The 12184-nt window shown below is 44.0% G+C and carries 8 protein-coding genes, 2 tRNA genes, 3 rRNA genes, 1 other RNA gene and 2 pseudogenes; 2 read left to right on the top strand and 14 right to left on the bottom strand.

Annotation, left to right across the window (positions count from 1 at the left end):
• Nucleotides 1-136: 136 nt before the first annotated feature.
• The 9 genes from HMPREF9957_RS03410 to comW form a co-directional block, all read right to left on the bottom strand.
• Nucleotides 137-952 (bottom strand): PrsW family intramembrane metalloprotease, encoded by an 816-nt coding sequence (locus tag HMPREF9957_RS03410; protein ID WP_000742253.1) that lies wholly within the window; start codon nt 950-952, stop codon nt 137-139.
• Nucleotides 953-976: 24 nt separating this feature from the next.
• A complete protein-coding gene (locus tag HMPREF9957_RS03405) occupies nt 977-1474 on the bottom strand; it encodes a beta-class carbonic anhydrase (RefSeq protein ID WP_004237611.1) in 498 nt (165 codons plus the stop codon).
• Nucleotides 1475-1546: 72 nt separating this feature from the next.
• Nucleotides 1547-2908, bottom strand: a complete 1362-nt coding sequence (gene radA, locus HMPREF9957_RS03400; RefSeq protein WP_077804517.1) for a DNA repair protein RadA — start codon at nt 2906-2908, stop codon at nt 1547-1549.
• Nucleotides 2909-2921: 13 nt separating this feature from the next.
• Nucleotides 2922-3479, bottom strand: coding sequence for a histidine phosphatase family protein (locus HMPREF9957_RS03395; protein WP_000863573.1), 558 nt, complete (start codon nt 3477-3479; stop codon nt 2922-2924).
• The gene (locus HMPREF9957_RS03390) at nt 3439-3882 is read right to left on the bottom strand and encodes a dUTP diphosphatase (RefSeq protein WP_000701982.1); all 444 of its coding nucleotides are present in this window, start codon (nt 3880-3882) and stop codon (nt 3439-3441) included. The genes HMPREF9957_RS03395 and HMPREF9957_RS03390 overlap by 41 nt, the downstream gene beginning before the upstream one ends.
• 56 nt (nt 3883-3938) lie before the next feature.
• An RNA gene (gene ffs, locus HMPREF9957_RS12390) (signal recognition particle sRNA small type) lies at nt 3939-4036 on the bottom strand.
• A 32-nt stretch (nt 4037-4068) separates the two neighbouring features.
• On the bottom strand, nt 4069-4536 hold the full coding sequence (gene tadA / locus HMPREF9957_RS03385; protein WP_001110110.1) for a tRNA adenosine(34) deaminase TadA: 468 nt from the start codon (nt 4534-4536) through the stop codon (nt 4069-4071).
• A 199-nt stretch (nt 4537-4735) separates the two neighbouring features.
• Nucleotides 4736-6022, bottom strand: coding sequence for an adenylosuccinate synthase (locus HMPREF9957_RS03380; RefSeq protein WP_001832534.1), 1287 nt, complete (start codon nt 6020-6022; stop codon nt 4736-4738).
• A 230-nt stretch (nt 6023-6252) separates the two neighbouring features.
• Complete coding sequence (comW, locus tag HMPREF9957_RS03375) at nt 6253-6489, bottom strand: sigma(X)-activator ComW (protein WP_000941924.1); 237 nt, start codon at nt 6487-6489, stop codon at nt 6253-6255.
• A gap of 141 nt (nt 6490-6630) precedes the next feature.
• Here comW and HMPREF9957_RS12385 point away from each other — a divergent pair.
• Both HMPREF9957_RS12385 and HMPREF9957_RS0102045 read left to right on the top strand, forming a co-directional pair.
• A pseudogene (locus tag HMPREF9957_RS12385) lies at nt 6631-6859 on the top strand (transposase); the annotation flags it as partial.
• Nucleotides 6860-6988: 129 nt separating this feature from the next.
• Nucleotides 6989-7285 (top strand): annotated as a pseudogene (locus HMPREF9957_RS0102045) (transposase family protein); the annotation flags it as partial.
• A 76-nt stretch (nt 7286-7361) separates the two neighbouring features.
• On the opposite strand, the gene HMPREF9957_RS03370 reads toward HMPREF9957_RS0102045, so the two are convergent.
• From HMPREF9957_RS03370 to HMPREF9957_RS03350, 5 genes are all read right to left on the bottom strand, one after another.
• Nucleotides 7362-7435, bottom strand: a tRNA-Asn gene (locus tag HMPREF9957_RS03370).
• 5 nt (nt 7436-7440) lie between these two features.
• Nucleotides 7441-7556: ribosomal RNA gene (rrf, locus tag HMPREF9957_RS03365) — 5S ribosomal RNA — on the bottom strand.
• A gap of 76 nt (nt 7557-7632) precedes the next feature.
• Nucleotides 7633-10533 (bottom strand): 23S ribosomal RNA (locus HMPREF9957_RS03360).
• Nucleotides 10534-10658: 125 nt separating this feature from the next.
• Nucleotides 10659-10731: transfer RNA gene (locus tag HMPREF9957_RS03355), tRNA-Ala, on the bottom strand.
• A gap of 51 nt (nt 10732-10782) precedes the next feature.
• Nucleotides 10783-12184 (bottom strand): 16S ribosomal RNA (locus tag HMPREF9957_RS03350); the annotation flags it as partial.

The raw sequence follows: 12184 nt of genomic DNA, 5'->3' as shown, positions 1-12184 counted from the left end.
CCGGTATATATGTATCACTTGTGCTTTTCACAAGATTTTCCATATACCATTGTAGCGCTTTTTACACTATTTTTCAATCAAAAATAAAAGAAGGGCACCATATTTGTACCCTTGCATCATTCTTTTGAAAAATATTCTAATTCATTATCTCATCGTTCTTCTCAACAAAACGATAAGCCTGATAAAAACCATAGAGAGTAATAGCCATAGCCACTGGAATCGCTAAAGGCAACTCTGTCTCTAATTCTACAAAAGGAGAATTAAACAAGAAATGAGTTCCCAAGGCTAAACCTAGGAAAATAACCCCCTCTTTCTTGCCAACCTTCTGTCCTTTATAAGCTCTGTAAAGCAAGTAAACACCCACTACAGCCAGACCTGAAAAAGTCCAGTGAGAGGCAATTCCTGAGATGATACGCTCCAAAATCCTTGAAATGGTAAAATCAAAGCCCTCTGGCAAATCTGTACGAATGTAGCCAATATCCTCAATCATTTGGAATCCCAAACCAGAAGCAATCCCTAGTAAAAACAAAGATTTTAATTTTCGTACAGGAACCAGAGCCAAAACAAAGACAAGTGGCAACAATTTCAAGGGCTCTTCTACCAAAGGAGCCACAATAGCACTTTCAAAGGCATTTAAAAATGCACTATCTAGGAAAAGAACGCCAAGCAAATCATGGATATAGGTATTCGCAAAGCTAGATAGCCAGCCTGAAAGGAACATCCCGCCCAATAAAGACAAGATCAAGGCGTTCTTTGGCAATTCCCATTTTTTCCCAATACGGAAAAGGAAATAAAGAGCCGGAATCATGTAAAAGAGAGCTAGAAAGATAGAAACTCCCATTAGTCCATATTCCGCACCTGACATCGAACCGTCCGTATAGTAGATGGTTTCATACTGCAAACCAATACATAGCAATAAAATAAAAATAAATAAAATACTGTTTTTCTTCATACACTTTCTTTCTAAATGAATTTTTTACAATTCTACGACTGTCATACTTCCTGTATCCACATCGTAAATGGCACCAGAGATAATGACATCGTCTGGTATTAGGGGAGATTCGATAAGCAATTGCATGTCCTCACGTACACTCTCCTCTATATCTTGGAAGGGCAAAAAATCCTGATCTGACACATCGACACCTAGTTCCTCTTTCAGATACTCCTGAAAAGGACCATTTTCAAAGGTCTGAGCACCACAGTCTGTATGGTGCAGCACCACAATCTCTCTTGTCCCCATTTGTTGTTGGGAAATAACTAGCGAACGAATCATGTCCTCAGTCACCCGACCACCTGCATTCCGCAAGATATGAGCATCCCCAAGTGCCAAGCCCAGAGCTTGCGCAACGTGCAAACGTGAGTCCATACAGGTCACAATGGCTACTCTTGTTTTGGGTTTAAGTGGCAGATTTAATTGCCCATGTAGGGCAACATAAGCCTGATTGGCTTGCATAAACTGTTCAAAATACGACACGATTCCCTCCTTGAAAATTTGATAGTCAAATATTTCTCCTATCTTATCATTTTTAAGAGGATTTGTCACGGATTATGCAAAGACCTTTTTCAAAACTTCCTGAATCGTTGTTACTCCAATGACCTGAATTTCCTTGGGCGGAGTGATGCCTGTCAAGGAATTTTTGGGTACATAGATTTTTGTAAATCCAAGCTTAGCAGCTTCATTGATGCGTTGCTCGATACGATTCACACGCCGAATTTCTCCTGTCAAGCCCAGTTCGCCTACAAAACATTCCTGAGGATTAGTTGGCTTGTCTTTATAGCTCGAAGCAATAGCAACCGCAACGGCCAAGTCTATCGCAGGTTCATCCAATTTGACACCGCCAGCAGATTTGAGATAGGCATCCTGATTTTGCAAGAGAAGACCTGCACGCTTTTCCAAAACAGCCATAATCAGACTAGCACGATTAAAATCAAGTCCTGTCGTTGTACGCTTGGCATTTCCAAACATGGTCGGTGTCACCAAAGCCTGCACTTCCGCCAAAATCGGACGCGTTCCTTCCATGGTCACAACGATTGATGAACCAGTTGCTCCATCCAAACGCTCTTCTAGGAAAACTTGACTCGGATTGAGTACCTCAACCAATCCACCCGACTGCATCTCAAAAATCCCAATCTCATTAGTGGAACCAAAACGATTTTTGACCGCTCTTAAAATACGGAAGGTATGATGGCGCTCCCCTTCAAAGTAAAGCACCGTATCCACCATATGCTCCAACATACGAGGACCAGCTAATGTTCCTTCCTTGGTCACATGCCCTACAATAAAGATGGCAATGTTATTGGTTTTGGCCAGCTGCATAAGTTCAGCCGTCACCTCACGCACTTGAGAAACAGACCCCTGCACCCCTGAAATCTCAGGAGACATAATGGTCTGGATAGAGTCAATGATGAGGAAGTCTGGCTGGATGCGCTCCACCTCAGCTCGAACACTCTGCATATTGGTCTCTGCATAGAGATAAAACTCGCTATCAATATCTCCCAAGCGCTCTGCTCGTAGCTTAATCTGCTGGGCAGACTCCTCCCCACTGACATAGAGAACTGTCCCCACTTGAGACAACTGGGTTGAGACTTGTAGGAGAAGGGTTGATTTCCCAATCCCAGGATCCCCACCTATGAGGACGAGACTTCCTGGTACCACTCCGCCTCCAAGTACACGGTTGAATTCCTCCATCTCCGTCTTGGTTCGATTGACATTGATTGAAGTCACCTCAGCCAATTTCATGGGCTTGGTTTTCTCACCTGTCAAGGACACACGCGCATTCTTGACCTCGGCAACCTCAACCTCTTCTACAAAAGAAGACCAAGACCCACAGTTGGGGCATCGTCCCAGATATTTAGGGGAATTATACCCACAATTTTGACATACAAATGTCGCTTTTTTCTTTGCGATGATAAACCTCTTTCTATATCTCTAACTCATACTCAATCACTTGGCAAAAATCAATCTTCTCGTCTGGTACAAATTGGCGCATGAGCATTCGATGAGCAACAACTACCACAGTCTGATATTCTCGATACTTAGACATACATTCTAGAAACCGAGACTTCATCTCCGCAGCTGTCTCATATTGAATAGGACTATTAGGAAGTAATTCCCCCTTATTTTCTAGAAACATAGTACGAGCTTTTTCAAAATTATCTGTGCCACTTTCATAGACCTGCCATTCATGTAATAAAGGCTCTACTCTTAAAGGAAGTCCCGTAGCACAGGCCACATAAGAAGCCGTTTCTAAAGCTCTTGTGACTGCAGAAGATACGATTATTTCAGCTGACGAGAGTAAAGGATTTTTGCTCAGTTCCTGAGCTTGCTGCCGTCCCTTCTCAGACAAGGGTGCCAAATCTATCCCAAATCCCGTATAAGAACGCTCCTCTAACTCACGGTAATCTGGCTCCCCATGACGTACAAAGATAATCTTCATTCTAGTGCCCTGTCGATCCAAATCCACCAGTTCGAACGCCATCAGCCGCATCTCCATCTGCAATTAAGAAAGGAGCAAAGACAGCTTGGACAACACGTTCTCCAACTTCGAGAATCACCTCTTGGTCTGTGATATTCTTCATCTGCGCAAAAATATGCCCTTCATTTCCAGGATTTCCATAATAGTCCCCATCAATGACCCCAACAGAGTTAATCAAGACCAAGCCCTTCTTACGAGGGTTTGAAGAACGATCATAAAGGTAGAGAACCTCCGTCGGCTGCATATAAGCCTTAACCCCTGTCGGAACCAAGACAATCTCTCCTGGCGCAATAATTGTACGCACAGCAACCTTTAAGTCGTAACCAGCCGCATGCGCTGTCTCACGCTTGGGCAATAAATTTTCATCTGTAAAACTAGAAACCAATTCAAAACCACGAATTTTCATCATCTTCTCTTTTCTATTATCATTTATTCTAGATTATTCTATCTTATTTATTCGGAAAAAGCACGAAAAAAAGAGCACACAATTCAAATCGCTTAGGGCTGCTGGATTCCTCCCCTGACCCGCTTCACGCAGAACTGTTGCTCCACTATTTATTATATCACATTCCTATTCATTTTAAAAGCAAAATTATTTTTTCCGTCTATTTCTAAAAAAATCCTGCATGATAGCTGCGCATTCATCTTCCAAAATTCCCGTTTCAACATCCACACGATGGTTGAGACGCTCATCTGTCAAGATATCGTACAAACTCCCAGCAGCGCCAAATTTCTGATTTTTAGCCCCATAGACCACGTTTGGAATACGGGCGAGTCCAATCGCCCCACTACACATGACACACGGCTCAATGGTCACAAAAAGCGTGCAATCCAGCAAGCGCCAGCTCTCCTCACTCAGGTTCGCATTCTCTATTGCCATAATCTCCGCATGCATAACCGCTCGTTGCAATTCCTCACGCGCATTATGCCCACGGCCAATGATTTCTCCGTCCTTGACAATCACACAACCAATTGGAATTTCATCGTGTTCAAGAGCAATCTCAGCCTCTCTCAAAGCTTCCCTCATAAAGACTTCTTTTTCTTCAACTGTATAATTCATCAATTTCCCTTTTCCTACTTGTCGATTTTATTATTATATCATGAATCCCAAGACAAAAAAAGCCACCGAATGCGGTGACTTTATAGGGAGATTATTATGAAAAAGAAAAGTTTAGGATATTTGTTACAACAAGTTAGGAGGTCTTCTTGTAACTGTTTATAGTATACCCGACCTATCTTAAACAAATCTTAAAAATCTCTTAGGACCAAACACTTTCTAAAATATTTGTTTGTTCACGACCAGGACCCACTGAGAAAGTAGAAATACGAACGCCAACCAATTCACTCACACGACGAACGTAGTTACGCGCATTCTCAGGAAGATCTTCCAAATTACGAACTCCAGTAATATCTTCTGACCAACCTGGCAACTCTTCATAGATAGGCTTGCAACGTTTCAATTGCTCAAGACTAGCTGGATAGTAGTCAATACGTTGACCATCCAGATCATAAGCCACACAGATTTTCACTGTATCTAAACCACTCAAAACATCGATAGAGTTCAATGAAAGGTTAGTGATACCAGAAACGCGACGGCTATGACGCATCACAACTGAGTCAAACCAACCCACACGACGTGGACGACCAGTTGTTGTACCATATTCATGACCTACTTCACGGATACGTTCTCCCACTTCATCAAACAACTCAGTTGGGAAAGGACCGTCTCCTACACGACTGGTATAGGCTTTACATACACCAACAACCTTGTCAATCTTACTTGGACCAACACCTGAACCAATGGTCACACCACCAGCCACAGGGTTTGATGACGTAACAAATGGATAGGTCCCTTGGTCGATATCTAGCATAACACCTTGTGCACCTTCAAAAAGCACACGTTTACCGTTATCAAGCGCATCATTCAAAATGACAGATGTATCTGTCACATATTTCTTGATTTGTTGACCATATTCGTAATACTCTTCAAAAATATCATCAAAAGCAATCGCTTTACTGTCATACAATTTTTCAAAAAGACGATTCTTTTCAGCAAGGTTACGTTCTAAACGCTCACGGAAAATGTCTTTATCCAAAAGATCTGCGATACGAATTCCCACACGAGCAGCCTTGTCCATATAAGCTGGACCAATTCCCTTAATTGTAGTACCAATCTTATTGTCGCCCTTAGCTTCTTCTTGCAAACGGTCTAACTCGATATGATAAGGTAAAATAACATGCGCGCGATCAGAAATACGCAAGTTATCCGTTGTCACACCCTCCTCATGAAGATAGCTCAACTCTTTTACAAGAGATTTAGGATTTACAACCATTCCGTTTCCAATAACAGAGATTTTTTCAGGGAAGAAAATCCCAGATGGAATCAAGTGCAATTTAAATTTCTTACCATCAATCACAATCGTGTGACCTGCATTATCACCACCTTGGTAACGTGCAATCACTTCTGCATTCGCTGAAAGGAAATCTGTAATCTTCCCTTTCCCTTCATCACCCCACTGGGTACCTACAACAACAACTGAAGTCATAATCTTGTCTGAGCCCTCAGGCTCTTCCTTTCTCACATACATGGCAGGACTCTCACCTGCAATTATATCTTACAATTTATTATAAGAAAAAATCGCCTTTTTATCAAGAAGAAACAATAGAAAGATTTGCTATTTCCAACTATTAAAAAATATTTTAGAAAAATAACCAGCTATTTATTATTATATTGCCATAAAAAAGTAAGTTTGTTCGGAAATTAACTCATATTGTCTCAACAAGCAACAAAACCTTGTTTCATTATCAATTTTTCAAGATACAAACGATAAGCAACACGATAATGGTAAACAATAAAATCCCTACGACACCCAATGCCATATCTAACTAAATAATAAATCAAAAATTTAAAATGAAAATGTTCCCAGTCCCAACTATTACCAAAGAAAATAGCATACTCTTCTTCGATACTGTCATAGAAATCAGTCATCTGATCATAAATACTTTGTAGCATAAGCATACACTCCTTTACTTTTTATGATCTTATTCTAACAAAAAATTTTAATTAATCATTAATAATTTCTGAATTGTTAAAATACCAACCTCAACAAGAGAAAAAATAGGAAAAGTTGACAGAATAGAAACAAATTTACTACCTATTTTTCAAACTATCTTTAAAACATTTCTCAAAGATAACAAGAAAATTGTCAATGTCCTTAAACTAGCCTATTCTAACGCCAAACTAGAAGTCACTAATAATCCCATCAAACTTATCAAGCGCAACGACTTTGGTTTTCGGAACTTTAAAAACTTCAAAAAACGGATTTTCATCGCTCTAAACATCAAAAAAAGAAAGGACGAAATTTGTCCTTTCTCGAGATTAGCTTTTCTGGCTCTATAATATTTGTAGTGGGTAAATCCCCTATAGATATTATGGAGCCTATTTTAATGTAGAAAAAAGTCCCATATCATCTATAATGAAAAGCGACCAAACCATCATTAGAAAGATTCATATAGAACAATTACATTTTATCACAAAACTACTAGACATTAAAGACCCTAATATTCAAATTATAGATATCATCAATAGAGATTCCCACAAAGAAATCATTGCTAAATTGGATTATGAGGCTCCATCTTGCTCTGATTGTGGAAGCCTAATGAAGAAATATGACTTTCAAAAAACCTCTAAGATCCCTTACCTCGAAACGACTAATATGCCTACTAGAATTCTCCTTAGAAAGCGTCGATTCAAGTGCTTTCACTGTTCAAAAATGATGGTGTCTGAAACTTCTATCGTCAAGAAAAATATCTCGCTTCATTAGGTGCGAGATAGATTATTAATTATATAACAAAAAAGAGGTCAAAACCTCTTTTAATTAACTACTCCGCCAGTAGGACTCGAACCTACGACATCATGATTAACAGTCATGCGCTACTACCAACTGAGCTATGGCGGAATAAAGCTAAGCGACTTCCATATCTCACAGGGGGCAACCCCCAACTACTTCCGGCGTTCTAGGGCTTAACTTCTGTGTTCGGCATGGGTACAGGTGTATCTCCTAGGCTATCGTCACTTAACTCTGAGTAATACCTACTCAAAATTGAATATCTATTCAAACCAAGAAAACCTCTCGCTTTCATATTCTCAGTTACTTTGGATAAGTCCTCGAGCTATTAGTATTAGTCCGCTACATGTGTCGCCACACTTCCACTTCTAACCTATCTACCTGATCATCTCTCAGGGCTCTTACTGATATATAATCATGGGAAATCTCATCTTGAGGTGGGTTTCACACTTAGATGCTTTCAGCGTTTATCCCTTCCCTACATAGCTACCCAGCGATGCCTTTGGCAAGACAACTGGTACACCAGCGGTAAGTCCACTCTGGTCCTCTCGTACTAGGAGCAGATCCTCTCAAATTTCCTACGCCCGCGACGGATAGGGACCGAACTGTCTCACGACGTTCTGAACCCAGCTCGCGTGCCGCTTTAATGGGCGAACAGCCCAACCCTTGGGACCGACTACAGCCCCAGGATGCGACGAGCCGACATCGAGGTGCCAAACCTCCCCGTCGATGTGAACTCTTGGGGGAGATAAGCCTGTTATCCCCAGGGTAGCTTTTATCCGTTGAGCGATGGCCCTTCCATACGGAACCACCGGATCACTAAGCCCGACTTTCGTCCCTGCTCGAGTTGTAGCTCTCGCAGTCAAGCTCCCTTATACCTTTACACTCTGCGAATGATTTCCAACCATTCTGAGGGAACCTTTGGGCGCCTCCGTTACCTTTTAGGAGGCGACCGCCCCAGTCAAACTGCCCGTCAGACACTGTCTCCGATAGGGATCACCTATCTGGGTTAGAGTGGCCATAACACAAGGGTAGTATCCCAACAACGTCTCCTTCGAAACTGGCGTCCCGATCTCGTAGACTCCTACCTATCCTGTACATGTGGTACAGACACTCAATATCAAACTGCAGTAAAGCTCCATGGGGTCTTTCCGTCCTGTCGCGGGTAACCTGCATCTTCACAGGTACTAAAATTTCACCGAGTCTCTCGTTGAGACAGTGCCCAAATCATTACGCCTTTCGTGCGGGTCGGAACTTACCCGACAAGGAATTTCGCTACCTTAGGACCGTTATAGTTACGGCCGCCGTTTACTGGGGCTTCAATTCATACCTTCGCTTGCGCTAAGCACTCCTCTTAACCTTCCAGCACCGGGCAGGCGTCACCCCCTATACATCATCTTACGATTTAGCAGAGAGCTGTGTTTTTGATAAACAGTTGCTTGGGCCTATTCACTGCGGCTGACTTAAAGTCAGCACCCCTTCTCCCGAAGTTACGGGGTCATTTTGCCGAGTTCCTTAACGAGAGTTCTCTCGCTCACCTGAGGCTACTCGCCTCGACTACCTGTGTCGGTTTGCGGTACGGGTAGAGTATGTTTAAACGCTAGAAGCTTTTCTTGGCAGTGTGACGTCACTAACTTCGCTACTAAACTTCGCTCCCCATCACAGCTCAATGTTATAGAACTAAGCATTTAACTCAATTCACACCTCACTGCTTAGACAGACACTTCCAATCGTCTGCTTTAGTTAGCCTACTGCGTCCCTCCATCACTACATACTCTAGTACAGGAATATCAACCTGTTGTCCATCGGATACACCTTTCGGTCTCTCCTTAGGTCCCGACTAACCCAGGGCGGACGAGCCTTCCCCTGGAAACCTTAGTCTTACGGTGGACAGGATTCTCACCTGTCTTTCGCTACTCATACCGGCATTCTCACTTCTATGCGTTCCAGCACTCCTCACGGTACACCTTCATCACACATAGAACGCTCTCCTACCATACCTATAAAGGTATCCACAGCTTCGGTAAATTGTTTTAGCCCCGGTACATTTTCGGCGCAGGGTCACTCGACTAGTGAGCTATTACGCACTCTTTGAATGAATAGCTGCTTCTAAGCTAACATCCTAGTTGTCTGTGCAACCCCACATCCTTTTCCACTTAACAATTATTTTGGGACCTTAGCTGGTGGTCTGGGCTGTTTCCCTTTCGACTACGGATCTTAGCACTCGCAGTCTGACTGCCGACCATAATTCATTGGCATTCGGAGTTTATCTGAGATTGGTAATCCGGGATGGACCCCTCACCCAAACGGTGCTCTACCTCCAAGAATCTTTATGTCGACGCTAGCCCTAAAGCTATTTCGGAGAGAACCAGCTATCTCCAAGTTCGTTTGGAATTTCTCCGCTACCCACAAGTCATCCAAGCACTTTTCAACGTGCCCTGGTTCGGTCCTCCAGTGCGTCTTACCGCACCTTCAACCTGCTCATGGGTAGGTCACATGGTTTCGGGTCTACGTCATGATACTAATTCGCCCTATTCAGACTCGGTTTCCCTACGGCTCCGTCTCTTCAACTTAACCTCGCATCATAACGTAACTCGCCGGTTCATTCTACAAAAGGCACGCTCTCACCCATTAACGGGCTCGAACTTGTTGTAGGCACACGGTTTCAGGTTCTATTTCACTCCCCTCCCGGGGTGCTTTTCACCTTTCCCTCACGGTACTGGTTCACTATCGGTCACTAGGGAGTATTTAGGGTTGGGAGATGGTCCTCCCAGATTCCGACGGGATTTCACGTGTCCCGCCGTACTCAGGATACTGCTAGGTACAAAGACTATTTTAAATACGAGGCTATTACTCTCTTTGGCTGATCTTCCCAAATCATTCTTCTATAATCTTTGAGTCCACATTGCAGTCCTACAACCCCGAAGAGTAAACTCTTCGGTTTGCCCTTCTGCCGTTTCGCTCGCCGCTACTAAGGCAATCGCTTTTGCTTTCTCTTCCTGCAGCTACTTAGATGTTTCAGTTCACTGCGTCTTCCTCCTCACATCCTTAACAGATGCGGGTAACAGGTAGTACCTGTTGGGTTCCCCCATTCGGAAATCCCTGGATCATCGCTTACTTACAGCTACCCAAGGCATATCGTCGTTTGTCACGTCCTTCTTCGGCTCCTAGTGCCAAGGCATCCACCGTGCGCCCTTATTAACTTAACCTTATTTTTCTGACCTTTCAGTCATAAACTCTTATTAATACTACAGCGTTTTCGGTTTATTTTCTTGTTACTATTTGATATAGATATTCAATTTTCAATGTGCATTACTTGGTGATCTCTCACCAATGGAGCCTAGCGGGATCGAACCGCTGACCTCCTGCGTGCAAAGCAGGCGCTCTCCCAGCTGAGCTAAGGCCCCACAAGACCTCTCAAGACTAAACAAGACCAATGCGCAGTTCCTTATCCTTAGAAAGGAGGTGATCCAGCCGCACCTTCCGATACGGCTACCTTGTTACGACTTCACCCCAATCATCTATCCCACCTTAGGCGGCTGGCTCCTTACGGTTACCTCACCGACTTCGGGTGTTACAAACTCTCGTGGTGTGACGGGCGGTGTGTACAAGGCCCGGGAACGTATTCACCGCGGCGTGCTGATCCGCGATTACTAGCGATTCCGACTTCATGTAGGCGAGTTGCAGCCTACAATCCGAACTGAGACTGGCTTTAAGAGATTAGCTTGCCGTCACCGGCTTGCGACTCGTTGTACCAGCCATTGTAGCACGTGTGTAGCCCAGGTCATAAGGGGCATGATGATTTGACGTCATCCCCACCTTCCTCCGGTTTATTACCGGCAGTCTCGCTAGAGTGCCCAACTGAATGATGGCAACTAACAATAGGGGTTGCGCTCGTTGCGGGACTTAACCCAACATCTCACGACACGAGCTGACGACAACCATGCACCACCTGTCACCTCTGTCCCGAAGGAAAACTCTATCTCTAGAGCGGTCAGAGGGATGTCAAGACCTGGTAAGGTTCTTCGCGTTGCTTCGAATTAAACCACATGCTCCACCGCTTGTGCGGGCCCCCGTCAATTCCTTTGAGTTTCAACCTTGCGGTCGTACTCCCCAGGCGGAGTGCTTAATGCGTTAGCTACGGCACTAAACCCCGGAAAGGGTCTAACACCTAGCACTCATCGTTTACGGCGTGGACTACCAGGGTATCTAATCCTGTTTGCTCCCCACGCTTTCGAGCCTCAGCGTCAGTTACAAGCCAGAGAGCCGCTTTCGCCACCGGTGTTCCTCCATATATCTACGCATTTCACCGCTACACATGGAATTCCACTCTCCCCTCTTGCACTCAAGTTAAACAGTTTCCAAAGCGTACTATGGTTAAGCCACAGCCTTTAACTTCAGACTTATCTAACCGCCTGCGCTCGCTTTACGCCCAATAAATCCGGACAACGCTCGGGACCTACGTATTACCGCGGCTGCTGGCACGTAGTTAGCCGTCCCTTTCTGGTAAGATACCGTCACAGTGTGAACTTTCCACTCTCACACTCGTTCTTCTCTTACAACAGAGCTTTACGATCCGAAAACCTTCTTCACTCACGCGGCGTTGCTCGGTCAGACTTCCGTCCATTGCCGAAGATTCCCTACTGCTGCCTCCCGTAGGAGTCTGGGCCGTGTCTCAGTCCCAGTGTGGCCGATCACCCTCTCAGGTCGGCTATGTATCGTCGCCTTGGTGAGCCGTTACCCCACCAACTAGCTAATACAACGCAGGTCCATCTGGTAGTGATGCAATTGCACCTTTTAAGCAAATGTCATGCAACATCTACTCTTATGCGGTATTAGCTATCGTTTCCAATAGTTATC

The sequence above is a fragment of the Streptococcus mitis SK1080 genome, from assembly GCF_000220085.1.
GTDB classification, from domain to species: domain Bacteria; phylum Bacillota; class Bacilli; order Lactobacillales; family Streptococcaceae; genus Streptococcus; species Streptococcus mitis_K.
The sequence above is the reverse complement of the archived record's forward strand: the minus strand, read 5'-3'. Positions and strand labels throughout refer to the sequence as shown.

Bases quoted from the DNA above. Each gene is read 5' to 3' on its own strand.
- HMPREF9957_RS03390 (WP_000701982.1), bottom strand. From the start codon at position 3,882: ATGAAAATTCGTGGTTTTGAATTGGTTTCTAGTTTTACAGATGAAAAT.
- HMPREF9957_RS03380 (WP_001832534.1), bottom strand. From the start codon at position 6,022: ATGACTTCAGTTGTTGTTGTAGGTACCCAGTGGGGTGATGAAGGGAAA.
- comW (WP_000941924.1), bottom strand. From the start codon at position 6,489: ATGCTACAAAGTATTTATGATCAGATGACTGATTTCTATGACAGTATC.
- HMPREF9957_RS03395 (WP_000863573.1), bottom strand. From the start codon at position 3,479: ATGGCGTTCGAACTGGTGGATTTGGATCGACAGGGCACTAGAATGAAG.
- HMPREF9957_RS03410 (WP_000742253.1), bottom strand. From the start codon at position 952: ATGAAGAAAAACAGTATTTTATTTATTTTTATTTTATTGCTATGTATT.
- tadA (WP_001110110.1), bottom strand. From the start codon at position 4,536: ATGAATTATACAGTTGAAGAAAAAGAAGTCTTTATGAGGGAAGCTTTG.